At 58.4% G+C, this 24,168-nt stretch carries 22 protein-coding genes; 13 read left to right on the forward strand and 9 right to left on the reverse strand.

All coding sequences use genetic code 11. The features are described from left to right. Nucleotides 1-100: 100 nt before the first annotated feature. Both J8G15_RS05365 and J8G15_RS05370 read left to right on the forward strand, forming a co-directional pair. A complete protein-coding gene (locus J8G15_RS05365; RefSeq protein WP_210546504.1) occupies nucleotides 101-3,796 on the forward strand; it encodes a hydantoinase B/oxoprolinase family protein in 3,696 nt (1,231 codons plus the stop codon). Between the two features lie 121 nt (nucleotides 3,797-3,917). Next, entirely contained in the window at nucleotides 3,918-4,622 is a 705-nt protein-coding gene (locus J8G15_RS05370) for a mobilization protein (protein WP_210546505.1), read from the forward strand. A gap of 90 nt (nucleotides 4,623-4,712) precedes the next feature. On the opposite strand, the gene J8G15_RS05375 is transcribed toward J8G15_RS05370, so the two are convergent. Beyond that, nucleotides 4,713-5,231, reverse strand: a complete 519-nt coding sequence (locus tag J8G15_RS05375; protein WP_240538454.1) for a disulfide bond formation protein B — start codon at nucleotides 5,229-5,231, stop codon at nucleotides 4,713-4,715. Nucleotides 5,232-5,235: 4 nt separating this feature from the next. Then, nucleotides 5,236-5,466 (reverse strand): hypothetical protein, encoded by a 231-nt coding sequence (locus J8G15_RS21430; protein WP_240538455.1) that lies wholly within the window; start codon nucleotides 5,464-5,466, stop codon nucleotides 5,236-5,238. Between the two features lie 191 nt (nucleotides 5,467-5,657). On the opposite strand from J8G15_RS21430, the gene J8G15_RS05380 reads away from it, so the two are divergent. Continuing rightward, nucleotides 5,658-5,930 carry an oxidative damage protection protein gene (locus J8G15_RS05380; RefSeq protein WP_210546506.1) on the forward strand — a complete coding sequence of 91 codons (273 nt, stop codon included), beginning with the start codon at nucleotides 5,658-5,660 and terminating at the stop codon, nucleotides 5,928-5,930. 11 nt (nucleotides 5,931-5,941) lie between these two features. Continuing rightward, nucleotides 5,942-7,777 carry an FAD-dependent 5-carboxymethylaminomethyl-2-thiouridine(34) oxidoreductase MnmC gene (gene mnmC, locus J8G15_RS05385; protein ID WP_210546507.1) on the forward strand — a complete coding sequence of 612 codons (1,836 nt, stop codon included), beginning with the start codon at nucleotides 5,942-5,944 and terminating at the stop codon, nucleotides 7,775-7,777. A gap of 46 nt (nucleotides 7,778-7,823) precedes the next feature. Here mnmC and J8G15_RS05390 read toward each other — a convergent pair whose 3' ends face one another. The 7 genes from J8G15_RS05390 to J8G15_RS05420 form a co-directional block, all read right to left on the reverse strand. Continuing rightward, complete coding sequence (locus tag J8G15_RS05390; protein WP_210546508.1) at nucleotides 7,824-8,183, reverse strand: response regulator; 360 nt, start codon at nucleotides 8,181-8,183, stop codon at nucleotides 7,824-7,826. Nucleotides 8,184-8,264: 81 nt separating this feature from the next. Continuing rightward, nucleotides 8,265-9,233 carry an ABC transporter permease gene (locus tag J8G15_RS05395; RefSeq protein ID WP_210546509.1) on the reverse strand — a complete coding sequence of 323 codons (969 nt, stop codon included), beginning with the start codon at nucleotides 9,231-9,233 and terminating at the stop codon, nucleotides 8,265-8,267. Further along, entirely contained in the window at nucleotides 9,226-10,371 is a 1,146-nt protein-coding gene (locus J8G15_RS05400) for an ABC transporter permease (protein WP_210546510.1), read from the reverse strand. The genes J8G15_RS05395 and J8G15_RS05400 overlap by 8 nt, the downstream gene beginning before the upstream one ends. Next, entirely contained in the window at nucleotides 10,368-11,921 is a 1,554-nt protein-coding gene (locus J8G15_RS05405) for an ABC transporter ATP-binding protein (protein ID WP_370627497.1), read from the reverse strand. The genes J8G15_RS05400 and J8G15_RS05405 overlap by 4 nt, the downstream gene beginning before the upstream one ends. A 123-nt stretch (nucleotides 11,922-12,044) precedes the next feature. Beyond that, a complete protein-coding gene (locus tag J8G15_RS05410) occupies nucleotides 12,045-13,025 on the reverse strand; it encodes a BMP family protein (protein ID WP_210546511.1) in 981 nt (326 codons plus the stop codon). A 105-nt stretch (nucleotides 13,026-13,130) separates the two neighbouring features. Next, complete coding sequence (locus tag J8G15_RS05415) at nucleotides 13,131-14,063, reverse strand: pseudouridine-5'-phosphate glycosidase (RefSeq protein WP_370627538.1); 933 nt, start codon at nucleotides 14,061-14,063, stop codon at nucleotides 13,131-13,133. A 2-nt stretch (nucleotides 14,064-14,065) separates the two neighbouring features. Next, a complete protein-coding gene (locus J8G15_RS05420) occupies nucleotides 14,066-15,019 on the reverse strand; it encodes a PfkB family carbohydrate kinase (protein ID WP_210546513.1) in 954 nt (317 codons plus the stop codon). Between the two features lie 35 nt (nucleotides 15,020-15,054). Between J8G15_RS05420 and J8G15_RS05425 the strand changes: the two genes are divergently transcribed. The 9 genes from J8G15_RS05425 to J8G15_RS05465 all read left to right on the forward strand — a co-directional run bounded on the left by J8G15_RS05425 (nucleotide 15,055) and on the right by J8G15_RS05465 (nucleotide 24,112). After that, on the forward strand, nucleotides 15,055-15,990 hold the full coding sequence (locus J8G15_RS05425) for a ribokinase (protein WP_210546514.1): 936 nt from the start codon (nucleotides 15,055-15,057) through the stop codon (nucleotides 15,988-15,990). Between the two features lie 31 nt (nucleotides 15,991-16,021). Next, nucleotides 16,022-17,020 carry a nucleoside hydrolase gene (locus J8G15_RS05430; protein WP_210546515.1) on the forward strand — a complete coding sequence of 333 codons (999 nt, stop codon included), beginning with the start codon at nucleotides 16,022-16,024 and terminating at the stop codon, nucleotides 17,018-17,020. 27 nt (nucleotides 17,021-17,047) lie between these two features. Then, nucleotides 17,048-17,902, forward strand: a complete 855-nt coding sequence (locus J8G15_RS05435) for an isopenicillin N synthase family oxygenase (RefSeq protein ID WP_210546516.1) — start codon at nucleotides 17,048-17,050, stop codon at nucleotides 17,900-17,902. A 94-nt stretch (nucleotides 17,903-17,996) separates the two neighbouring features. Next, nucleotides 17,997-18,788, forward strand: coding sequence for a sulfite exporter TauE/SafE family protein (locus J8G15_RS05440; RefSeq protein WP_210546517.1), 792 nt, complete (start codon nucleotides 17,997-17,999; stop codon nucleotides 18,786-18,788). Nucleotides 18,789-18,840: 52 nt separating this feature from the next. Then, complete coding sequence (locus J8G15_RS05445) at nucleotides 18,841-20,616, forward strand: nitrite/sulfite reductase (protein ID WP_210546518.1); 1,776 nt, start codon at nucleotides 18,841-18,843, stop codon at nucleotides 20,614-20,616. A 13-nt stretch (nucleotides 20,617-20,629) separates the two neighbouring features. Next, the gene (locus J8G15_RS05450; RefSeq protein ID WP_210546519.1) at nucleotides 20,630-21,016 is read left to right on the forward strand and encodes a DUF934 domain-containing protein; all 387 of its coding nucleotides are present in this window, start codon (nucleotides 20,630-20,632) and stop codon (nucleotides 21,014-21,016) included. Beyond that, nucleotides 21,013-21,774 carry a phosphoadenylyl-sulfate reductase gene (locus tag J8G15_RS05455; protein WP_210546520.1) on the forward strand — a complete coding sequence of 254 codons (762 nt, stop codon included), beginning with the start codon at nucleotides 21,013-21,015 and terminating at the stop codon, nucleotides 21,772-21,774. The genes J8G15_RS05450 and J8G15_RS05455 overlap by 4 nt, the downstream gene beginning before the upstream one ends. Continuing rightward, nucleotides 21,771-22,730 (forward strand): sulfate adenylyltransferase subunit CysD, encoded by a 960-nt coding sequence (gene cysD, locus J8G15_RS05460; protein ID WP_210546521.1) that lies wholly within the window; start codon nucleotides 21,771-21,773, stop codon nucleotides 22,728-22,730. Before J8G15_RS05455 ends, cysD begins: the two co-directional genes overlap by 4 nt. Further along, complete coding sequence (locus J8G15_RS05465; RefSeq protein WP_210546522.1) at nucleotides 22,730-24,112, forward strand: sulfate adenylyltransferase subunit 1; 1,383 nt, start codon at nucleotides 22,730-22,732, stop codon at nucleotides 24,110-24,112. The genes cysD and J8G15_RS05465 overlap by 1 nt, the downstream gene beginning before the upstream one ends. Nucleotides 24,113-24,168: the final 56 nt, after the last annotated feature.

Genomic DNA, 24,168 nt, shown 5'->3' on the forward strand with positions numbered 1-24,168 from the left:
AGATGAGCAACGATGGCCGCCGAGAACGTGACCAGGTGGCGGTGCACGCCCCCACTCCCCTCCACAGACGCTTACGTCTTTCCAAACATCGAAAAATACCATGCCAAATACGACAGACACACACGCCCTCGACAGCAAACTCTGGCAGTTCTGGATTGACCGGGGCGGCACGTTCACCGACGTCGTTGGTAAACGCCCCGATGGCACGCTGGTCACCCACAAGCTTCTGAGCGAAAACCCGGAGCAATACAAAGACGCAGCGGTGGCCGGTATTCGCCATTTACTTGGACTTAAAAACGGCGAGCCGGTGACGCCAGACCGAGTGGCCTGCGTAAAGATGGGGACCACGGTCGCAACCAACGCCTTGCTGGAACGCAAGGGCGAGCCGACGCTGCTGGTGACGACACGGGGATTTCGTGACGCCCTGCGCATTGCCTACCAAAATCGCCCGCGTATTTTTGACCGCAACATTCAACTGCCCGAGCTGCTTTACTCCGCTGTGGTGGAAGCGCAAGAGCGCGTGGGTGCGCACGGTGATGTGATCGAACCCCTGAACGAATCGCTATTAAAAGAGGAGCTATTTGCGCAGTATCGAATTGGGCTCAGAAGCATTTCCATTGTTTTTATGCATGGCTACCGTTACACCGCCCATGAGGTGGCTGCCAAACGTCTGGCAGAGGAAATCGGATTCACGCAAATCAGTACCTCGCATGAAACCAGCCCAATGATGAAATTTGTCAGCCGGGGCGACACGACGGTGGTCGACGCCTACCTGTCCCCCATCCTGCGTCGCTATGTGGCGCAGGTCGCCGGCGAAATGCCGGGCGTCAAGCTGTTCTTCATGCAGTCCTCAGGCGGTTTAACCGATGCCCGCGTGTTCCAGGGCAAGGACGCGATTTTGAGCGGCCCCGCCGGCGGAATTGTCGGCATGGCCCGCACCGCCGCCATTGCGGGCATTGAAAAGATCATCGGATTTGACATGGGTGGTACCTCCACCGACGTGTCGCACTATGCGGGCGAATTCGAGCGCGAGTTTGAAACCCAAGTGGCCGGCGTGCGCATGCGTGCTCCCATGATGAGCATTCACACGGTCGCGGCGGGCGGCGGGTCACTACTCGCCTTTGATGGCGCCCGCTTTCGGGTCGGGCCAGAGAGCGCGGGCGCCAACCCGGGCCCGGCCAGTTACCGCCGTGGCGGCTCATTGGCGGTGACAGACGCCAACGTGATGATGGGCAAGATTCAGCCTCGCTACTTTCCCAAGGTGTTTGGTCCCAACGCCGATGAGGCGCTCAGTTTGGAGGCGGTTCAACACCAATTTGGCGAACTGGCCCAGCAAACCCAGCGCACACCCGAAGAAGTGGCCGAAGGATTCATCAACATCGCGGTGCAGCAGATGGCTAACGCGATCAAAAAGATTTCGGTCGCGCGCGGCTATGACGTTACCAACTACACCTTGCAATGCTTTGGCGGCGCAGGTGGACAGCACGCTTGTTTGGTGGCCGATGCGTTGGGCATGAGCCGCGTCTTTGTTCACCCCTTGGCTGGCGTATTGAGTGCGTATGGCATGGGGCTGGCGGACCAGACCGTGATCCGTGAGCAGGCCGTCGAGGTCAAACTCGTGCCAACTGCCTTGGCCGAGATCAGCGCCACGCTGGACACCCTTGCGGCCCACGCCGAAGATGAGCTGAGGGGCCAGCAGGTCAACCAGGGCAGCATGGCCACACAGCGGCGGGTGCACGTGCGCTATGACGGCAGCGACGCCGCGCTGGTGGTGGCCTACCCTACCGAGGCCAGCGATACCGAATCGGCGACTGCGCTGATCGTGAGCCGCTTTGAAGCTGCCTATCGGCAGCGGTTTGCCTTCCTGATGCAGGGCAAGGGCTTGACGGTAGAAGCCGTGTCCGTAGAAGCAGCCATCGCAGGCGATGCGCCCCAAGAGCCGCGCCATGCCATGAACCCGGCTCGCGACCTGAAGAAAGCCCAACTTGTGCGGGAATCCGTGCGCATGTACACCGGCGGTCAATGGGTGCAGGCCACGTTGGTGGTGCGTGAAGACCTTCGCCCCGGCGACGTGATTCCAGGCCCTGCCATCATTGCTGAAAAGAACGCAACCACCGTGGTTGAACCGGGCTGGCAGGCCACGCTCACCGAATTTGACCATTTGAATCTGGTGCGTACCGAAAAACGGGTGGTCACCTTTGCGGTCGGTACAACGGTCGACCCGGTATTGCTTGAGGTGTTCAACAACCTGTTCATGAACATTGCCGAACAGATGGGCTTGCAACTGCAAAACACCGCCTACTCGGTCAATATCAAAGAGCGACTGGATTTCAGCTGCGCCTTGTTCGACGCCGCAGGCAACCTGATTGCCAATGCACCCCACATGCCGGTGCATCTGGGCTCCATGGGAGAAAGTATCAAGACCGTGGTGCGTGAGAACGCCACCACCATGAAACCCGGCGACGTCTACGTGCTGAACGACCCGTACCACGGCGGCACCCATTTGCCCGACATCACGGTCATCACCCCGGTCTATCTGGACGGGAAACCCACCTTCTACGTCGGCTCCCGAGGTCACCATGCCGATGTCGGAGGCACCACACCCGGCTCTATGCCGCCCTTCTCCACCCGCATTGAGGAAGAAGGGGTACAGATCAATAACTTCAAACTGCTGGACCAGGGCGTCCTGCGCGAAGCGGAAATGGTGGCGCTGCTGAGCAGCGGCACCTACCCCTCCCGCAATACACAGCAAAATATGGCTGACCTCAAAGCCCAGATCGCAGCCAATGAAAAAGGCGTGCAAGAGCTGGGCAAGATGGTGACGCACTACGGCTTGGACGTGGTGCAAGCCTATATGAGCCATGTGCAGGCCAATGCCGAAGAGTCGGTGCGACGAGTCATTACCCGCCTGAAAGACGGTGCATTCACCCTGCCCTTGGACAATGGGGCGCAGATCAAGGTGGCGATTCGGGTAAATGCCATTGAGCGCAGCGCAGTGATTGACTTCACTGGCACCTCGGCGCAACAGGTCAACAACTTCAATGCGCCCACAGCCGTGTGCATGGCTGCCGTACTGTATGTCTTTCGCACCTTGGTGGACGACGATATTCCGCTCAATGCAGGTTGCCTCAAACCGCTTCAAGTCATCATCCCGGAAGGCTCCATGCTGAACCCGAACCCGCCGGCCTCGGTGGTGGCGGGTAATGTGGAAACATCCAGTTGCATCACCAATGCCTTGTATGGGGCACTCGGTGTCATGGCCGCCAGCCAGTGCACCATGAACAACTTCACCTTTGGCAACGCCAACTACCAGTACTACGAAACGATTTCCGGGGGTTCCGGCGCTGGCGCGACCACCAACGCAGAGGGCGAACGGTTGGGAGGCTTCAACGGCACCAGCGTCGTGCAAACACACATGACCAACTCCCGCCTCACCGATCCTGAAATACTGGAATTCCGGTTTCCGGTTCGACTGGACAGCTATGAAATCCGGGAAGGATCAGGCGGTGCAGGCCAGTGGCATGGCGGTGACGGCGGTGTGCGCCGCGTGCGCTTCCTGGAACCGATGACGGCCAGCATCTTGTCAAACGGGCGGGTCCATGGCGCCTTTGGGTTGGAAGAGGGCGCGCCGGGTCAGATTGGTACCAATCGGGTGCTGCGTTCAAATGGCAACGTCGAGGAGTTGGGTCACATCGGTCAGGCCGAGATGCAGCCCGGAGACGTTTTCGAAATAGCCACACCCGGAGGCGGCGGGTACGGCGCGCCCTTTTCCTCAGGTGATTGCTCTCCCAAATAAAGCCGATGGACGCGGCACTCCCCACCTTGGGTGGCCGTATCATTGAACTCAAACCCTGTCCATTGCGCAACAGCGCAATCAGATGGGCCCGAATCAATTCATCCATTCAACAAGGGCAATCATGAACACTCTCAACTTCATTGGCGGCGAAAAAGGCGGCGTTGGAAAGTCGGTCGTTTCACGGGTACTCGCGCAGTATTTCATCGACAACAACCGCCCCTTCATCGGCTTTGACACGGACCGGTCGCACCAGTCGTTCACCCGCTTTTATGGTGACTTCGCCTCGCCGGTCATCGTCGACACCTTTGAGGGCCTGGACGTCATCGCCAGCGCCTTTGAGGAAGCCACTGAAAAAGGGCAGGAACAAAACGTCATTGTTGATCTGGCCGCCCAAACCGGCATGCCGTTGACACGCTGGATCAAGGACTCGGACCTGTTTGCGGTGATGGCCGAGATGTGCGTCGCCGTCAACTTCTGGCATGTGGCCGACGTGGGCAAAGACTCGGTGGAACTGCTGGGCCGACTGATCAATACGTTTGAGTCTGGTCCCAATTACTTTGTGGTGAAAAATGAAGGTCGTGGGTCCGATTTCTCCATGCTGGAGGAGTCGGCTGCCTTGATCAAGGCGCTGACCCTTGGCGCCAGGGTGGTCACGCTGGCTCAATTGCATGAGGCCAGCATGCGCAAGATTGACCGTCAAAATGCCAGCTTCTGGGCGGCGCTCAATAACCGCACCGACCCCGATTCACTCGGCTTGCTGGAACGCCAGCGCGTCAAGCATTGGCTGAAGAAGACCTATGATACCTTGGACACCTTGCCCCTCTAAGGAAAAATGGGCACGCTTTCCAAGAAAGCGTGCCCATCAATCCCACAGTCGGAAAAAGTGACAACCTGCCCCTTATTCGAGGCGAGTTACTTAATGGCGCTTGATCATTCGCACCACAAGGACCAGTGAAACGACGGCAATGCCGGCGAAGCACAGGAAAGACCAATTGGCGATCGAGCCGCCCAGGAAGGTCCAGTCCACCACGCTGCAATCACCGCCGCCCTTGAAGATCATGGGAATTGCGCGCTGCAACGGAAAGCTTTCAATCATTCCGTAGAAATCACGGCCACAGGTTGCCACCTCTGGTGGATACCACTGCAACCAGCTTTGTCGAGCTGCCACAAATGCTCCAAAACCTGCCGTGAGTATGAGTAAAAATGAGGCACCCATATGAATGCCTTTTTTGCCACTCGCGCCCGCCAGACCAGCGATGATTGCTACGAAAAGAAGAGCATAGCGCTGCACGATGCACATCGGGCACGGGGCGAGCCCGACGACATGCTGCAGATACAGGCCATAGGCCAACAAGCCGACACTGATCGTGCACAGAAGGACAAAAATCCGGCGTGGAATCGGATCCAGCCGGTCTCCCATCAAACTGAACGTCATCTGATCAGCCTATGGCTTCGTCAAGCGCCTTGCACGAAGGTGCACAAACTGCTTGAGACTTACCCAGTATCTTTTTCGAGATCATCTGTGAGCGAGCGCGATGCTTGCCACACAGAAAACACGACATCGTTGCAGCCCCAAACGACGTTGCCGCCGTGAAGGGAGAACCGGATACTTTTGATTTGTAACGAAGGCCGTCGGCCAACATTTTCGTTTTAGTGTCTGCTTTTGCCATAGCTTTGATCATACTTGGGCCAGCGTTGTTACGATGGCTGGTTTGCACATTCAACCGTATCTAGAGGGGTTTTGATGCAATTTAGTGGCCTCAGTTCCCCAAAATAGCGTGCTCTCGTCCCCCCGCGGGCCATATGGCAATCTAAATCTTGCTAAAGTTCGCCTCTTATTTGAATTAGGCAAAGGTTACAAATGGCTCGCACACTGAATTGCATCAAACTCGGCAAAGAAGCAGAAGGCTTGGACTTCGCACCCTACCCAGGGGACCTCGGCAAGCGCATTTGGGAAAGCGTCAGCAAAGAAGCTTGGGCAGCTTGGTTGAAGCACCAAACCATGCTGGTCAACGAAAACCGACTGAATCTGGCAGATGCCCGTGCCCGCCAATACTTGGCGCGTCAAATGGAAAACCATTTCTTCGGTGACGGCGCCGATGCCGCCCAAGGCTACGTTCCGCCCAGCGCCTGATTAAACGGGCCATGGATGCTCAGGCACCACCCCTGACCTCTTCGGCCCGCGAGCTCCCTCTCGCGTGGGCGAACGCCCCCGCCTGGCGAATCCTTGATACGCAATTTGATTCCGGGCATGCCTTTTTGGCAGCCTGGCAAGCGTGGCAAGACGACCCCAGTCGCCCTCGCCTTCTTCACTATGTCGCCTTGGCCCCGGTCGCCCCCCCTCTAGCCAACTTGCTTTCCCGGCAGGCTCACAACCCGAATTGGGCTGCGCTATTGGATGAGTTGACGCCCCATTGGTTTGGGCTTCTTCCCGGGTTTCACCGAATCAGTCTTGACGACGGTCAAGTGCTGTTGACCCTTTGCATTGGCCCCACCTCTGAGCTGCTTCGCCAGCAACATTTTTATGCAGACACGGTGTACCTGGGCAGCGGTGAATCAGGCAACACCGACCTATGGGACACATGGACAAGCAAGTCACTGGCGCGCTGCTGTCGCCGGGGCACCCGCCTATGGGTCAGCCAACCTCATCACAGCTTGCTAACCATCCTGACGCAATGTGGTTTTGTGTTTGAGGCAAACGATGCAATTGAGCAGCAGTGCGCGGTATTTTCCCCTCGCTGGACACTGAAAAACACCCGAAACGCTCAGCCCGCAGAGGCCACACACCCCAGCACTTGTGCTGTCATTGGGGCTGGAATGGCCGGCGCGAGCGTCGCAGCCTCATTGGCCAGGCGTGGTTGGCGGGTGACCGTGCTCGATGCAGCCTCAGCACCAGCATCGGGCGCGTCAGGGCTTCCAGTTGGCTTAGTGGCGCCTCATGACTCGGCCGACGACTGTAAACTGTCTCGCCTGACTCGCGCTGGCGTGCGATTGACGCTGGGCGAGGCCGCGCGCCTCCTGGTTGATGGTCAGGATTGGGCCTTGAGCGGGTCTACTGAGTTTCGCTTTGATGGTAGCCATAACCTGCCAGAGCATTGGTCGCCAGAAGGGGCTGCATGGTCACTCGCCATTGCGCCAGCTCCGCTCAATGACTCGGCTTCAGCGTCGGCCAAAAGCGAGACACAGGCTGGCGGTCCGGCGATCTGGCACGCCCACTCCGCCTGGATCAAACCAGCCCAATTGGTACGTGCCTGGCTTTCGACTCCAAATATTACGTTCCAACCCAACGCCCAAGTGAGCACCCTCACCCGGATGAATGAGCAATGGGTTCTCCACAATGCACCGGGCCAACCTTTGGCCAGTGTCGACCGGGTGGTGTTTGCCAATGCAATCGCCGCGTTTTCACTGCTGCAGCAAGTACAGAAAGATTTTCCGCGCGACCCGCTGCACCTGGAACAGCTCCCGGCAGTGCATGGTGTTCGTGGGCAACTGAGCATCGGACGCCATGCGGACACTCAGAACGCGGTGTTCCCAGCCACACCCATCAACGGCTCGGGCTGCGTCATTCCGCAAATACCAACTGCTGAGGGGTTGACCTGGTTTGTCGGGTCAAGTTACCAGCCTGAAAGTCAACCGCCCTTGGCGCTTGAGCAGAATCACTATTCAAATTTTGAGCGACTCCAAATACTGAGCCCAGTACTGGCGAATCACCTCAAATCACAGTTCGAGGGCCAGCACGTCCGTGATTGGATCAACACCCGGTGCGTCACGGTCGATCGTTTACCGGTGGTTGGCGCGTTGGGGGACGCGCAGGAAACGAGTTTGTGGGTTTGTGCTGGCATGGGGTCCAGGGGACTAAGTTTTTCTGTCCTATGCGCAGAATTGCTGGCCGCACAATGGAGCGGCGAGCCACTTCCTACTGAGTTCAATCTCGCTCAGTCATTCAATGCCCGAAGGGCGGCGAAGCAAGAAGCGACCTAAAAGACAAGAGAAATCAGCTATTTCCTCTAGCTTCCCCAGCAAGCCGCTATATTTTCAATAGCACTTTTTGAACCTGAAACGGATCAAATGGTTTCTCGAGAACATCACGGCAACCCGCTGCCTCAGCCAGTTCAGACAAGTCGGCCAAACTATTGGCGCAGGTCACAACCACAGGACCAATATCAGGCTCCAAAGCCACCAATTGGCGCACCAGCTCCCAGCCCACCATGTCCGGGACCTCCAGGTTGACGATCACCAAATCAAAGTAGTTTTGCCGGACCAAGTCCAAGCCATGCAGCGCGGTGTCTGCCTCATACATCTGTGTCCGCCCAGCCAGGGCCAATCGAGCGCGAAGGTAGAAACGATCTTCCTTGCACGGGTCAATGACCAGCGTCACTTTTTTCATGGCTCAAACCCTTGACCAAACATCATCGGTAAATACTCCTGTCGGCAAACATCGCATGCCGTGCGTCGGCCAGTTTAGCCATCACCGCTCTTTCAAGTACGGTCGACCCAGCGCTTGCGGTGCAACAGCCTTACCAATAAAGCCGGCGAGCAAGACTACCGTCAATACATATGGTAGGGCCTGAATCGCCTGAACTGGCACCTCTCCCACGCCCGGCAAGTGAACGCCCTGAAGGCGAATGGCGGCGGCGTCCAGAAAACCGAACAGCAAGCAAGCCCACAAGGCATTGACGGGGTGCCAACGACCAAAAATAAGGGCTGCCAACGCCATGAAGCCTCGACCGGCCGTCATATTCTGGGAAAAAGAGGCACTTTGCGCGAGAACAAGATAGCTTCCCGCCAAACCGCACAGCATGCCATTCATGGTCAGGGCCATATAGCGCAGTCGCGTCACGGAAACGCCCGCGGCATCTACCATTTGCGGATTCTCACCCACCGCCCGCAAACGAAGACCAAAGCGCGTTCTAAACAAGATCCACCAAGTGACGGGCACCAAAATCAGTGCCAGGTAGACCATGCCGTTGTGACTCAACAGGCCCTCCCCCAGAATCATCCCCACCCAGGGCAAGCTGCGCACTGACTGTGCGAATTCGGGGAATAGGGGCTGAATCCGCACGGCGTCCGAGACCGGTGGTGTTTGACCGCCTTGTGAAAACCAAGCTACTCCCAACACCACGGTCAAACCCGCAGCAATGATGTTGATCGCCACGCCGGACACGACCTGGTCGCCTCGATGGCTGACACAGGCCAGGCCATGCATCCAGGACAGAGCAATGCCAACGCCCATCGCGGCCAGCAGAGCAATCGTCATGGAGCCGTAGATCGCCCCACTGGCACCTGCGGCAAATGCAGCGAACAGCATCTTGCCCTCCAGGCCAATGTCAACCACACCCGAGCGCTCGGACAACAGTCCAGCCAATGCGCAGAAAATCAGGGGGGTAGACACCCTCAAGGTCGAGGCAAGCATGGCCCCCAACAACGCCTCATCCATGGTGATCTCCCGATTGAGCTACTGCTTTAGGGTGCGGCAACAGACCGCTGAAAAACCCAAGAGCCCGTGCGACCCATGGCGCAATGACATACACCATGGCCCCCGAAAAAAGAACAATGAAGCCTTGCAGCATCACTACCATGTCACGGCTGAAGCCGCGGACTTCAAAAGCAACCTCAGCGCCGCCTTGAAACAGTGCGCCGAACAAAACACTGGCAAAAATGATGCCCAGAGGATGGTTGCGCCCCATTAGAGCCACTGCAATGCCGGTGAAGCCCGCGCCGCTCACAAACTCCAACAGCAACTTGCCGTTGACCCCGGCAATTTCATTCATGCCGACCAAGCCCGCTAGCGCGCCAGAAATTGACATCGCAATGACGACTTGACGCTTGGATCGCACGCCGGCGTATTCGGCGGCGCTGGGGCTGGATCCCACTGATCTCAGGTGGTAGCCCGCTCTCGTTCGCCACAAGAACAGATACACACCAAAAGCCGCCAATAACGCCAGAAACAAACTGATGTTGAGGGGTGATGCAGGCCACTCCACGCCCAGCCAAGCCAGCGCGTGCTGCATGCTGGGCAATTTGGCTGACTCGGAAAATGGCGCGCTCTCGACCGACATGACACCTGGCGGGCGCAAATGATTGACCAGAAGGTAAACCAGCAAACTGCTGGCAATAAAGTTAAACATGATGGTCGTGATCACCACATGGCTGCCGCGGTAGGCTTGCAGGTAAGCCGGGACAGCTGCCCACGCCATCCCGAACAGGGCGCCTGACACCAGCATGAGCGGCAACATGATCCATGCAGGCAGAAAGGCAGAGAACCAAAGTGCGACCAGGCCGGTGCCCAAACCACCCAAAATAGCCTGGCCTTCGCCTCCAATATTGAACAAGCCCCCATGAAAGGCCACCGCCACCGCGAGCCCGGTAAAAATGAAGGTCGTGGCGTAATACAGGGTGTAGCTCAAGCCACGGGGTGTGCCAAACGCACCGTGAATCAGCACCGTGATCACCTCAACGGGGTCCTGACCCACGAGAGCCACGACGCCCGCGGCGGCCATCAAGGCCACCAAAAGACACACGGCGGGTAACAAAATCAGATCGGCCCAGCGGGGCAAGGCGCTGGGCGCACTCATTCGCCGTCTCCCGTCATGAGCAGACCCAGGCCTGCTTCTGTGCAGTCCTCGATGGCCAACTCTCCCGTAATACGCCCCTGATTCATGACAATTACCCTGTCTGACAAAGCCAAAATTTCGTCGAGTTCACTCGACACCACCAGCACCGCACAGCCGGCGTCACGCATGGCGCGCAACTGGCTGTAAATAAACTCAATCGCACCAATATCGACGCCGCGGGTCGGCTGCCCCACCAGCAGGACTTTGGGCGCTTGTCCCAACTCACGCGCCAACACCAATTTTTGTTGATTGCCGCCTGAGAACTTGCTGCTCAATAACTCCGGATCCTGAGGGCGAACATCAAATCGTTCCATCATCTGAGCGGTTGCCTGCCGCATTCGGCCATGGTTCATCCAGCCTGCGCTGGCGTACTCTGGCAAACCGTCGTACCCGAGCACGGCGGACTCCCAGGCCACAAAATCCATGACCAATGCGCGGGCGTGGCGATCTTCCGGCACATGGGCCAACCCCAGCTCTCGCGCCTTGTGCGGATCAAGCCACTTTTGGGGTTGAAACTCCTGTCCGACCAATGTCATATGGCCCGTATCGGGTTGAAGCAATCCGCTCAGTACGTCAATCAATTCACTCTGGCCATTGCCAGACACGCCGGCCACCCCAACGATTTCGCCAGCGCGCAGCGTCAAACTGACATCGTTCAAACGAACAACGCGCATCGCATCCTTGACCTTCAGGTGGCTGGCCTGCAGCAACACTTCGCCCGCGTCCGTTTTTTCAGCCTCAAGGCGCCCAATGTTGACCTTGCGCCCCACCATGGCCTCGGCCAAACCCTCAATGGAGGCATGACTGATATCCAGTTCCTGAACCACCCGGCCAGCACGCATGACCGTGACCCGATCACACAAACGCATGACCTCCTTTAGCTTGTGTGTGATGAGAAGAATCGTGGTGCCTTGCTCCCGAAGCAACTTCAAAACCTCGAACAAGTGTCCCGTTTCCTGAGGCGTCAGAACAGCAGTCGGTTCATCGAGGATCAGAACTTTGGCGCCACGGTACAAGGCCTTCAAAATTTCAAGCCGCTGCCGATCCCCAACTGACAGGTCGCTCACCAGAGCATCCAATGCAACCTGCAGGCCGGTTGCCTCCATTAGCTCGTTCAATTTGGTGCGCACGGCGGCGTCAGCCCGGCCCAGCAGCCAATGCGGCTCTGCGCCCAACATGACATTCTCCAACGCACTCAGGGTGTCGACCAACATAAAGTGCTGATGAACCATGCCAATACCCAAGGCGATCGCTTCGTCAGCGTTGCGAATGGTTGCGGACTTGCCAAACACCTCTATGTTGCCGCTGTCAGCCTGATAGAAGCCATAGAGAATGGACATCAGGGTGCTTTTTCCGGCGCCGTTCTCCCCCACCAGGCCATGAACGGTACCTGGCGCCACCGTCAAAGTGACGTTGTCATTGGCCGCGACGGCACCGAACCGCTTGCTGACACCGGTCATTCGCACCGCCAGATCAGCCTCACCGTGTGTCACGCTGGGATGTGGACTCAAAATTCGCTCCTTTAGCGCGCAAAATGAAACAAAAAACCCACGGGGCCAATAGCGCCGCGGGTTTCAGGTGTTGCGAATAATGTGCGAAAGGGCATTTTTAGGCCCTTGCGCGCACTGTTCGACTTAGTACTTACAGGCGTTATCTGCCATGTAGTCGGCGACCTTGATTTTGCCGCTCACGATGTCGGCTTTCGCAGCTTCCACGCGTTTTTTCATATCGGCAGTGACCAGTTTGGCGTTGTTGTCATCCATGGCATAGTCCACGCCGCCCTCTTTCAGCCCCAACACAGACAGACCAGCCTTGTGGCTCTTGGCCACGTTGTACACCGCCACATCAACGCGCTTGAGCATCGAAGTCAGCATCGTTCCGGGCTGCAGATGGTTTTGATTGCTGTCCACACCAATGGCCAACTTGCCGCTGTCTTTCGCTGCTTGGTACACACCCATGCCGGTGCCGCCAGCCGCTGCAAAAACCACGTCAGCACCTTTTGCAAACTGGGCTTTTGCAAGTTCACCGCCACGGGCTGGATCGTTCCATGCTGCACCAGTAGTACCGGTCATGTTCCCAAACACTTCAATTTTTGGATTTCCGTATTTGGCACCTTGCTCGTAACCACACTGAAATTTGCGAATCAGGGGAATGTCCATGCCGCCCACGAAGCCCACTTTACCGGTCTTGCTGGCTTGTGCTGCCATCAAGCCGACCAGAAAACTGCCTTCCTGCTCTTTAAAGACCACGGACTGAACGTTTGGCAGGTCAACCACCATGTCGATGATGGCAAAGTTCAGTTTGGGAAACTCTTTGGCAACTTTTTCAATGCTGGACGCCTGACCAAAACCAATACCGATGATGGGGCTGGCGCCTCGTTCTGCCATTCGGCGAATGGCTTGCTCACGCTGGGATTCATTGGAAATTTCGAAATCGAGGTAATTGCCACCAGTTTCCTTTTTCCACTGCTCCATGCCACGGTAGGCGGCTTCGTTGAACGACTTGTCAAATTTGCCGCCCATGTCAAAAACGACGGCAGGCGCTGCAATGGCTTGAAAACTAGCGACCAATGCGGTTGCCAACAAGGTCAACCGCGTTGTTTTCGTGAAATTCATGATTTCTCCCGATTCTCTTTAAGTTAATGGGTTTGAGCGTAAAAGTATGACACAAGGGCGCAAGGTTACTTCGCTCCAAGACAGCTGCGAAACAGGGGCTTTCCCCTAGATAAATTCCTTGGCGGTGACGCCATTCAACTCAATGCCTACCGCCGCAGCCAGTCTCGCGTTGTTCAATACCAATTGAATGTTGGCAGCCAAGCTGTCGCCACCGGTCAACTCACACACCCGGGCCAACAAGAATGGGGTCGACTCCTTGCCTCCAATGCCCTGAGCCGTCGCCTCGCCCAGCGCCTGTTGAATCGCACCGTCAATCAAAGCTCTGGGCATGGCGAACGAGTCGGGGATGGGGTTGGCAATCACCATCCCGCCCTTCAAGCCCATCGCCCACTTGGCATGAAGCACTCGGGCAATGCTCAGTGGAGTGTCAAGTCGATAGTCAACCGGAAATTCGCTTTCCCGCGTGAAAAATGCCGGCAAGGTGTCTGACTGGTAGCCCACCACCGGTACACCATGGGTTTCCAGGTACTCCAGCGTCAGGCGAAGATCCAAAATGGACTTGGCACCGGCGCACACCACGGCAACCGGTGTCTGGGACAGTTCTTGCAAATCGGCAGATATATCGAAACTTTGTTGGGCATTGCGGTGCACCCCGCCAATACCTCCGGTGGCAAAAATTTTGATTCCCGCCATGGCCGCCACAATCATCGTAGACGCCACTGTGGTCGCGCCCATCTGTTTGGCGGCGATCACAAATGGAATGTCTCTGCGACTGACCTTGATGGCGTCACGGCCCCGCTGGCCCAGCGCTTCAATTTCCTGCGCGGACAAGCCCGCTTTGAGGCGTCCGTCGATGATCGCGATGGTCGCTGGCACCGCCCCATGGGCACGCACCTCGGCCTCGACCTGCAAGGCGGTCGCCACGTTTTGCGGGTACGGCATGCCATGAGAAATAATGGTGGACTCCAGCGCGACGACAGGCTTGTTGTCGCGCAAGGCCTGCTGCACTTCAGCGGCAATGTCTAAGAACTGGGGAATATTCATGAAGATGTGCTCTCGGATTGACAGGATTTGCTTGCCTGCCAGCCCTGAACGGCGCTGACAGACAAGTCGGGATGATTCGCAAAAGTGGTGCCCAGCGTCAACTCAGCACAGGCCATGGCAAATGTTACAGCTTCCAGCATGGGCTGCTCCGCCAAATGGGCATGAACCAGTCCTGCCAACAAGGCGTCGCCTGCCCCTGAGCTGTTAACCACGCTCATTGGCCTCGCGGCGCAAGCCCCTACTACACCAGCGTCGTCACACCAGCAAACGCCATGTGCGCCCATGCTCACCACCACCCTGCGCACACCCTGTTGATGCAAAGCCAATGCGGCCGCCTGGGCGCCCTTGAGGGATTGGGTGGGCAAGCCGCTGAGTGCCTGGGCTTCCAGCTGATTGACCTTAAGCGTATGGATGCCTTCTAGCAGACCCCGCAAACGCTGACACTTTTGCGCCGATACACCGTCGACGAAAACCGGCACATTAGCCGCTTGGGTCATCAACCAGGCCAACGTGGGGGCTGGTAGATTGCAATCCAGCACGAGTGCCGATGCCGCGCCAATGGTCGCGGATTGCGACTGCAAAAACTCGGGCGTGAAGAACTCCAGAATGGCCATGTCATTCACGGCCAAGCTCATATCCCCGTCAGCGCCATGTACTGACAAGTAGGTGGCCGTGCGCATGGTGGGCAACACCTGAACCCCTGAGATGTCCACGCCAGCCGCTTGCGTCGCCATACGCAGTGATTGGCCAAACTGGTCCTCGCCCACCGCGCTGATCAAACAGGCGTGACGACCCAGGCGGGCCAGGTTCTCGGCCAAATTGCGTGCCACGCCACCCGGTGAACAGTGAATCTGCCCGGGCGTGGAGTCGCCCGTGATCGCCTCCCCGTGGGTTCGTGCCACGATATCCATGTTGGCGCCCCCCACCACAGCAACAAAAATAAGCGGCACAATCGTTCCTTTTTTGAAGCCTGAAAAGAGATTTGATGATACTGGTCGCCGGCTCTGCCAACCTGGACTTTGTGGTTCGGGCCCACCATATTCCCAGTCCGGGCGAAACCGTTCTGGGCCGTGATTTCAAGACCTTCCCTGGCGGCAAGGGGGCCAACCAGGCTGTTGCCTGCGCCCGAGCGGGTGGCGTGCCCACCCATATGCTGCTGGCCCTGGGGGATGACGCCTTTGCCACGCCGATTGAGGCATCGCTGACGGCTGCCAACGTTCAACTGCACCTGGTTCGGGTACCCCAACACCCAACCGGCACCGCTTTCATCTGTGTGTCCGATGATGCCGAAAACGCCATCACCGTGGCGCCGGGCGCCAATGAACACCTTCAAGCCAGTGATTTGCCCTCGCTAGCCGGCTTCACCCATTTGCTGCTGCAGCTGGAGACGCCTCTGGCCGCAGTGACAGCCTATGCCCAAGCCGCGAAAGACCAAGGGGTAACCGTGGTTCTGAATGCAGCGCCCGCTCAAGCATTGCCCGTCCAATTGCTCGACTTGGTTGACGTGCTGGTGGTCAATGAAGGCGAACTGGCGACCGTGTCTGCGCACAACGGCAGTATTGCCGACTGCCTGGAGAGCATATCAACGCCCACCGTCGTGGTCACCCTCGGCCACCACGGCTGCTGTGCGCGCAGTCAGGGCCAGTTTATGGTGCAGCCAGCGTTCAAAGTGACGCCGGTAGACACCACGGCGGCCGGTGACACCTTTTGCGGCGGCTTGGTCGCTGCACTGGCGCAGGGCGCCGAGATGGCTCAGGCCCTTCGCCAAGCCAGCGCCGCCGGGGCACTGGCTTGCACACAACTGGGTGCCCAGTCCAGCATCCCCAATGCGACCGATATAACTGCTTTTTTGGCGTCTCAAGCCAACGAGCCGACGCCTTCCGAGCTTGACGCTTTGCGCGCCTTCTGCGGCCTGAAATAAGTACCGTCCACTCGAATTGGAGACACCCCCCATGAACACCAACACCTCAAGCCCACGCAAGGTCATTTTTGACACCGATCCCGGCGTGGACGACGCCATGGCCTTGTATTTCGCTCTGGCCCATCCTGAAATCGAGGTCGTGGGTATTACAACCACCTTCGGCAACGTCTCCGTAGACCAAGCGGCAACCAACGCGCTGTACCTCACGGAAATCGCCAAACGGGCGATTCCTGTGACCAAGGGCGTCAAGTTGCCCTGGTGCAAGCCCGGCGAGGCACCGCCAGACTTTATTCACGGGCGCGACGGCTTGGGCAACCTTCCTTCACGCGAGGGCATGGCCAACCAGTTGGACCCTCGCTCCTCCGCCCAATTTATCGTGGACATGGCCCGGGCGCACCCAGGCGAGATTACGCTGGTGGCCGTGGGCCCGCTGGGCAACCTCAGCACCGCTCTCAAACTAGCGCCTGAACTGCCCACGCTGCTCAAGGAAGTCATCATCATGGGTGGCACCATTTCGGAGGCCGGCAATGTCTCGCCTGTCGCAGAAGCCAACATCTGGAACGACCCGCACGCGGCAGACCAGGTATTCACGGCCGGCTGGAAACTGACCATGGTGGGGCTGGATGTGACGCATCAGGTGATCCTGCCGCTGAGCATGTTCAAACGCATTGCGGATCACCACCACCATGTGGCTACTGATGTACTGCACCACGCCGTCAGCTTCTATGTCGACTTTTACAGCAATCTGCACCCGCATGTGGCGGCAGTCAATGGCTGTTTCGGTCATGACGTGCTGGCCTTTGTGTACCTGACCAACCCCGAGTTGTTTGGTGTCAAGAGTGGCCGCATTCGCGTCGCCACTGAAGGCCTGGCTCAGGGCCAAACCATGATGCGCCGTCACGATATCGATTACCCCCAGGCGGGCTGGAGTGACGATATTCCCGACGCCCATGCCTGTTTGCACGTCGACGCCGAGGCCTGCAACACCCTCATCGAAACCACCCTGATGCGCGACTGGCTGAACGCCTAAGCCCGGACACGACCTCAAGGACACGCCATGCATCTGCCCGTTGTTGATTTTCAAAGCCCCACTGCAGCCGCCGACTTTTGTCAAAGCCTTCATGAGACCGGTTTTGGTGTGCTGCGCAATCACCCACTGAGCCAGTCGCTGGTTGAAGGCATCTACGCCGAATGGCTGGATTTTTTCAGATCGGACGCCAAAAACAACTACGCGCAAGACCCGGTCAAGTTTGACGGCTACTTCTCACCGAGCATTTCGGAGACGGCCAAAAACCACACCCAGCGCGATTTGAAAGAGTTTTTTCACATCTACCCTTGGGGCCGCTACCCGACAGAGGTGTCCGATGCCGCCCAGCGCTATTACAAAGAAGGCAGTGAACTGGCCGTAACCCTGCTGAAATGGGTCGAGGCACACTCACCGGCCGACGTCAAGGCCCGGTACGCCGTGCCCTTGCCTGACATGCTGGAAGGCAGTGACCACACATTGCTGCGGGTGCTGCACTACCCGCCCCTGTCTGGCCAGGAAGAGCCAGGTGCCGTTCGCGCGGCAGCGCACGGAGACATCAACCTGCTCACCATCCTGCCGGCGGCCACCGAACCGGGCTTGCAAGTCTTGGGCAAGGATGACGTCTGGCACGATGTGCCTTGTGACTTTGGTTTGCTGATCGTCAATATTGGCGACATGTTGGAAGAGGCCTCTGGCCACTACTACCCGTCCACCGTGCACCGCGTGCTCAACCCAACAGGCGAGGGTCGCTTCAAGCCGCGGATTTCATTGCCGCTGTTTTTGCATCCTCGCCGGGATGTGGTCTTGTCAGAGCGCTACACCGTCGGCACCTACTTTGATGAACGCATGCAAGAGTTGCGCGGTAGCAAACCCAAAATGCAATAAACACCGTCGCGGCCCCTCTTTATTCAAATAAAGCATATAGAAACCACAATAATGTAGTTTGCAATATAAGGAAGCATGGCTACAGTGACCTCCTATGCATGATTTAGCGTTCATTTTTGCTGGTTTTTTTGTCGGCTTTGTTGTCGGCCTAACCGGTGTCGGCGGCGGCTCATTGATGACGCCCATCCTGATCTTCTTCTTCGGGGTCAAGCCTTATCTGGCGGTCGGCACTGACTTGCTGTTTGCGGCGTTCACCAAACTGGGTGGCACCGTCAAACTGGCCCGGGCCCGCATCATTGACTGGCGGGTGGTGGCGCATTTGAGCGCTGGCAGTATTCCTGCCGCCTTGGTCACCTTGTATGTGTTGAACCGTGTGGGCCCCGCCAGCGCCCAGGCGCAGGGCCTGATGACCACAACACTGGGTTTTGCGCTGCTGCTCACCGCGGCCGCAACCCTGTACAAGGCGATTCGTGGGAAAAAAACCCCAACAACCATTGCCACCGGACAAGAAGAGAAAGCCGCCAAGCCTTTGCACTGGACGCTCCCCATTTTGTTTGGCGCCCTGATTGGCACCATGGTGACCCTGACTTCTGTGGGTGCTGGCGCTATTGGCGTCACCGTGCTGATGATTTTGTACCCCCTGCTGCCACTGCCACGCATCGTCGCAGCGGACATCGCTTATGCCGTGCCGCTGACCTTGGTGGCCGGCTTTGGACACGCTTCAATGGGTTCTGTCGATTGGCCGTTGCTGGCAAAACTGCTGGTGGGGTCTATCCCCGGCATCTGGATTGGCTCGCATTTGATGACCCGAATTCCCGAGCGCGCCATCCGCTCCCTGTTGTCCGTTTTGCTGGCCTATGCCGGTTTGAAACTGATTGCCCTGTAACTATTGAGAATCGCCCGCCCCTAACCACGGCGTGCCTAAAGAGAGATTGACCATGTACAAATACACCGACTTCGACCGCCAGTTTGTTCGCAACCGTGCAGAACAGTACCGCGACCAATTGGGCCGTTTTCTGGACGGCACATTAAGCAATGACGAGTTTCTGCCGCTGCGCCTGCAAAACGGCTGGTATGTCCAGCGCTACGCGCCCATGCTCCGCGTAGCCGTGCCGTATGGCGAGCTGACCAGCGCCCAGTTGCGCGTGCTGGCCACCATTGCGCGTGATTACGATCAGCCTAGCGCCGAGGTGTACCGGACTGCCAGCACCACGCAAGGCGCCTTTGGCACCGTGAACATGCCCGTGGGTTACGGTCACTTCACCACCCGCCAAAACGTTCAGTTCAACTGGATCCCATTGGAAAAAAGCGCTGACGTGATGGATTTGCTGGCGTCTGTGGATATGCACGGCATCCAGACCAGTGGCAACTGCATCCGTAATGTCACCAGCGACGAGCGGGCTGGCATTGCGGTGGACGAAATCATTGACCCCCGCCCTTTCTGCGAATTGCTGCGCCAATGGAGCACTTTGCACCCCGAATACGCCTTTCTGCCGCGCAAGTTCAAGGTCGCCGTCTCCGGCGCGCGGGAAGACCGCGCGGCCACACAGTGGCACGACGTGGGCCTGCACGTGCTGCACAACGAAGCGGGCGAGGTAGGCTTTAAAGTCATGGTTGGAGGCGGCATGGGCCGCACGCCCGTCATCGCCTCAACCATCCGAGAGTTTCTTCCCTGGCAAGAAATTCTGAACTACCTGGAAGCCGTGGTGCGCGTCTACAACCGTTGGGGTCGCCGCGACAACAAGTACAAGGCCCGCATCAAGATACTGGTCAAGGCCGAAGGCCAGCGCTTCATCGACGAGGTCGAGACCGAGTACCGCGAAATTGTGGAACTCGACGGCGCCCTTCACACCTTGACTCAGGCTGAATTTGACCGCGTTTCAGCATCATTTGTGCCTCCAGCCCTTGCTGGTGTTACGCAAGGAGCTATCAATAACGCAGCACCGTCGCACTCGGCTGAAGAAGCGGTTGAATACGCTCGCTGGTTGAAGCAAAACGTGGCTGCGCACAAGAACCCCAACTTGCGCGCCGTCACCCTGTCCTTCAAACGTTTGGGCCAGGCACCCGGCGATGCCACCGCCGACCAGCTCGACATTGCCGCCAGTTTGGTGGACCGCTTCAGTGTGGGCGAGGTTCGCGTGACGCACGACCAAAACCTGGTTCTGCCGTGGGTTGCTGTTGAGCAGTTGCCGGAAATGTGGGCTGCCGCCCGCCAGGCGGGTTTCGCCCGCTCCAACATTCGCCTGCTCACCGACATGATTGCCTGCCCCGGCGGAGATTTCTGCGCCTTGGCCAACGCCCGTTCGATCCCGATCGCGGAAGCGATCACCGAGCGCTACCAGGACATGGACGAGTTGCACGATCTGGGTGAAATTGATCTGCACATCAGCGGATGCATCAACTCCTGCGGCCATCACCACAGCGGCCACATCGGCATTCTGGGCGTCGACAAGGACGGTAAGGAGTGGTACCAGGTCTCCCTGGGCGGCTCGGATGGCTCCACTTTGAGCGGCCCGTCCACACCGGGTAAAGTCGTCGGCCCTTCATTCGGTGCCAACGAGGTGCCAGACGTGATTGAAGCCGTCTTGCTCACCTACCGCGAAGTTCGCCAGTCAGGCGAGACCTTCATTGATGCGCTGCGTCGCGTCGGCCCTGATCCATTCAAGGTAGCGGCCAACGGCGCCCGCCATACGGCTGAACTTGAATTGGCTTGAGAGAATAGAAACTATGAAATTAATAGCATCTACCCAACACTCTGCGCCCGAAGACGGCCAGTTTGGCATCGAAGTCAGCAATGAAGTTGACCCCCGCGACCTCAGCCTGGAAGGCGTCACCCGGGTGGACCTGAGCTTTCCCAAGTTCAGCGACGGCCGCGCATTCAGCCAGGCCGTTTTGTTGCGCCGTCGCCTCGGTTTCAAGGGCGAAATTCGCGCCACGGGCGACGTTCTGGTTGACCAACTGGTGCAAATGCAGCGCAGTGGCTTCGACGTGGCCGTGCTGCGTGAAGACCAGAACCCCGAGGTCGCCCAGCGCCAGTTTGACCGCTACAGCGCCTTTTACCAGGGCGACGTCAAAAACAAACCCTATTTTCTTGACGCAGGAGCAGGTATATGAGCGCGATTGATCTGAATGCCCGGGCGTCCAACGACTTCGACGCCAAGCTGGCCGAAACCATTGCCGTGCTGCAACAAGCCGCGCTGGACTACGCGTCATTGACCGATGGCGGTGTCGCCAGCGTCAGCCAAGCCTCCAGCCTGGGCGCGGAAGACGTGGTGGTCAGCCACCTGATCAACACATTGCGGCTGAACATTGGCATCTTCGTGCTGGAAACCGGCATGTTGCACCCCGAAACCATTGCTTTGCTGGAGCGCCTCAAAGCCACGTCCCGTGCGCCAGTCGAGGTGTTCACACCCGTGAACGAATCGGTGGTGCAGTTTGTGGGCCGCGAGGGCAAGGAGCCGATGTACAAGAGCATCGAGTTGCGCAAGGCCTGCTGCGGTATCCGAAAAATGGAGCCACTGGCCCGTGCGCTGGATGGCAAAGCCGCCTGGATCACCGGGTTGCGCCGGGAACAATCGGGCGCGCGTGCTGACGTGTCGCTGATCGACATCAGCGACGCCACCCGGGTCAAGATCAACCCCCTGGCCAACTGGACCTGGGGCGATGTCTGGCACTTCATCTCCCTGCATAACATCGACTACAACCCGCTGCACGATCAATTCTTCCCCAGCATTGGCTGTGCGCCCTGCACCCGCGCCATCAGCATGGGCGAAGACTTTCGCGCCGGCCGCTGGTGGTGGGAAAACGAATCGGCCAAAGAGTGCGGATTGCACGTGAACCAAACCAGCTCCCTAGAGAAAGCGCCAGCATGAACGCCCGAACCGGATCAGAACAATTACAAGCCATGTCCCACGACCACCGCCCCGACCATTTGAGCAACGCCCACCTGGACGCCCTGGAAGAGGAAACAATCTTCATCCTGCGTGAAGTGGCGGCCGCTTTTGAGCGCCCTACTCTGCTTTTCTCGGGTGGCAAAGATTCGTTGGTGATGTTGAAGTGCGCTGAAAAAGCGTTTGGCATTGGCAACATCCCCTACCCCTTGCTGATGATCGACACCGGCCACAACTTCCATGAAGTGACCGATTTCCGCGACTCCCGCGCCAAAGAGCTGGGCGCCGAACTGATTGTGCGCAGCGTGGAAGACTCCATGGCCCGCGGCACCGTTCGCCTGGCTCACCCCGGCGAGTCCCGCAATGTGCACCAGTCGGTCACGCTGCTGGAGTCGATTGACGAGTTCCGTTTTGACGCCTTGATCGGTGGCGCCCGCCGTGACGAGGAAAAGGCCCGCGCCAAGGAGCGCATCTTCTCCCACCGCGACAGGTTCGGCCAGTGGCAGCCCAAAGCGCAGCGCCCGGAGTTGTGGACGCTGTTCAACACCCGGTTGCAGCCCGGCGAGCACTTCCGCGTGTTCCCGATCAGCAACTGGACCGAGCTGGACGTGTGGCAGTACATTGCCCGCGAAAAAATTGAGCTGCCGTCGCTCTACTACACCCACAAGCGCGACGTGGTGGAGCGCAAAGGCCTGCTGGTGCCCATCACCGAACTGACGCCCGCCAAAGAAGGCGAAACCGTGGAGTCACGCGATGTGCGCTTCCGCACTGTGGGCGATATCACTTGCACTTGCCCGGTGGCCAGCGTGGCGGCCAACGCCGACGACATCGTGATTGAAACACTGGGGGTGGAGGTCAGCGAACGCGGTGCCACCCGCATGGACGACAAAACCTCAGAGGCTTCGATGGAGAAGCGCAAGAAAGACGGATACTTCTAATGAACGCTACTACTTCGATAGCTGCTCCCGCAACAGTAGCTAGCTCTACAGCACCAAAAGACACTCAATCTGCACTCAAATTCATCACCTGCGGCTCCGTCGATGACGGCAAGAGCACGCTGATTGGCCGCCTGCTGGTGGACAGCCGCGCGGTCTTGCAAGACCAACTGGCCAACGTCTCCAAGACCGGTGAGGTCGATTTGGCCCAATTCACCGACGGCTTGAGCGCTGAGCGCGAGCAAGGCATCACCATTGACGTGGCCTACCGCTACTTCAACACGGCTGAGCGCAAGTTCATCATTGGCGACGCGCCCGGCCACGAGCAATACACCCGCAACATGGTCACGGCCGCCTCCAGCGCCGACGCGGCTGTGGTGCTGGTGGACGCCACCAAACTGAAGTGGCAAACCAATGCGCTGGAGTTGCTGCCGCAAACGCGCCGCCACTCTTTGCTGGTCAACATGCTGCGTGTGCCTTCCATCGTGTTCGCCGTCAACAAGCTGGATGCGTTGGAAGACGCCTCCAAGCCGGAAACGCTGGGCCAGGCCGCCGTGGCGTTTGACAACATCAGCCATGCGCTGGAGGCGTTTGCCAAAGCCGCCAACATCCCGGTGACCGCCATTGTTCCGATTTCGGCGCTGAAAGGCCACAACGTGGTCGAGCCCGCCGAAGGCTGGTGTGGCTACCAGGGCGCCAGCTTGCTGGATATTTTGGAGCAATTGCCCGCGACGCCGGCCGAGACGGAAACGCCCTTCGCCTTCCCGGTGCAGTGGGTCGAAAAATTCTCGTCATCCAGCGACACCTCGCAGGGTCGGCGTGTGTTCTGGGGCCGTGTGGCCACCGGCGTGGCACGCGTGGGCCAAACCATCTCCGTGCTGCCCAGTGGCCAAACGGCTGTCATTGCCCAAGTGCTGGGCCATACCCGCAAGCCTGGCGACGTGATTGCCGGACACAGCGCGGGTGTGGTGCTGGACCGCGAAGTCGACGTGTCGCGCGGCGACTGGTTGCTGGCAGTGGAGCCTAAAGCGGCTGATGCCGACGAGTTTGATACGGCCCCCGGCATCTTCAGCCCCCATCGCGAACTGAAAGCCACGGTGGCCTGGATGGACGATGAGCCATTGGTTGCCGGCCGCGTGTACTGGGCCCTGCACGGCCACCGCTGGATCAAAGCCAAAATCAAGCGCATCGTGCACAAGCTCGACGTCAACACATTGGCCGAAGAAGACGCCTCGCAGTTGGATGCGAACGCCATCGGCCACGTGGAGTTGACCTTGCAGGAAGCCATTGCCACCGTTCCCTACAGCCGCTCACGGGTGCTGGGATCGTTGATTCTGGTCGACACCGCATCGCACAAAACCGCCGGCGCTGTCTTGATCAACTGATCAATCGCAAGGTACCCCGCCGCCTGTGAAGGCCAATCTGAACCCCATGGATCAGG

The organism is Rhodoferax sp. PAMC 29310, from assembly GCF_017948265.1.
Taxonomy (GTDB): domain Bacteria; phylum Pseudomonadota; class Gammaproteobacteria; order Burkholderiales; family Burkholderiaceae_C; genus Rhodoferax.

Coding starts and splice junctions, on each gene's coding strand:
- J8G15_RS05365 (WP_210546504.1), top strand. CDS start 101: ATGCCAAATACGACAGACACACACGCCCTCGACAGCAAACTCTGGCAG.
- J8G15_RS05370 (WP_210546505.1), top strand. CDS start 3,918: ATGAACACTCTCAACTTCATTGGCGGCGAAAAAGGCGGCGTTGGAAAG.
- J8G15_RS05375 (WP_240538454.1), bottom strand. CDS start 5,231: ATGACGTTCAGTTTGATGGGAGACCGGCTGGATCCGATTCCACGCCGG.
- J8G15_RS21430 (WP_240538455.1), bottom strand. CDS start 5,466: ATGGCAAAAGCAGACACTAAAACGAAAATGTTGGCCGACGGCCTTCGT.
- J8G15_RS05380 (WP_210546506.1), top strand. CDS start 5,658: ATGGCTCGCACACTGAATTGCATCAAACTCGGCAAAGAAGCAGAAGGC.
- mnmC (WP_210546507.1), top strand. CDS start 5,942: ATGGATGCTCAGGCACCACCCCTGACCTCTTCGGCCCGCGAGCTCCCT.
- J8G15_RS05390 (WP_210546508.1), bottom strand. CDS start 8,183: ATGAAAAAAGTGACGCTGGTCATTGACCCGTGCAAGGAAGATCGTTTC.
- J8G15_RS05395 (WP_210546509.1), bottom strand. CDS start 9,233: ATGGATGAGGCGTTGTTGGGGGCCATGCTTGCCTCGACCTTGAGGGTG.
- J8G15_RS05400 (WP_210546510.1), bottom strand. CDS start 10,371: ATGAGTGCGCCCAGCGCCTTGCCCCGCTGGGCCGATCTGATTTTGTTA.
- J8G15_RS05410 (WP_210546511.1), bottom strand. CDS start 13,025: ATGAATTTCACGAAAACAACGCGGTTGACCTTGTTGGCAACCGCATTG.
- J8G15_RS05425 (WP_210546514.1), top strand. CDS start 15,055: ATGATACTGGTCGCCGGCTCTGCCAACCTGGACTTTGTGGTTCGGGCC.
- J8G15_RS05430 (WP_210546515.1), top strand. CDS start 16,022: ATGAACACCAACACCTCAAGCCCACGCAAGGTCATTTTTGACACCGAT.
- J8G15_RS05435 (WP_210546516.1), top strand. CDS start 17,048: ATGCATCTGCCCGTTGTTGATTTTCAAAGCCCCACTGCAGCCGCCGAC.
- J8G15_RS05440 (WP_210546517.1), top strand. CDS start 17,997: ATGCATGATTTAGCGTTCATTTTTGCTGGTTTTTTTGTCGGCTTTGTT.
- J8G15_RS05445 (WP_210546518.1), top strand. CDS start 18,841: ATGTACAAATACACCGACTTCGACCGCCAGTTTGTTCGCAACCGTGCA.
- J8G15_RS05450 (WP_210546519.1), top strand. CDS start 20,630: ATGAAATTAATAGCATCTACCCAACACTCTGCGCCCGAAGACGGCCAG.
- J8G15_RS05455 (WP_210546520.1), top strand. CDS start 21,013: ATGAGCGCGATTGATCTGAATGCCCGGGCGTCCAACGACTTCGACGCC.
- cysD (WP_210546521.1), top strand. CDS start 21,771: ATGAACGCCCGAACCGGATCAGAACAATTACAAGCCATGTCCCACGAC.
- J8G15_RS05465 (WP_210546522.1), top strand. CDS start 22,730: ATGAACGCTACTACTTCGATAGCTGCTCCCGCAACAGTAGCTAGCTCT.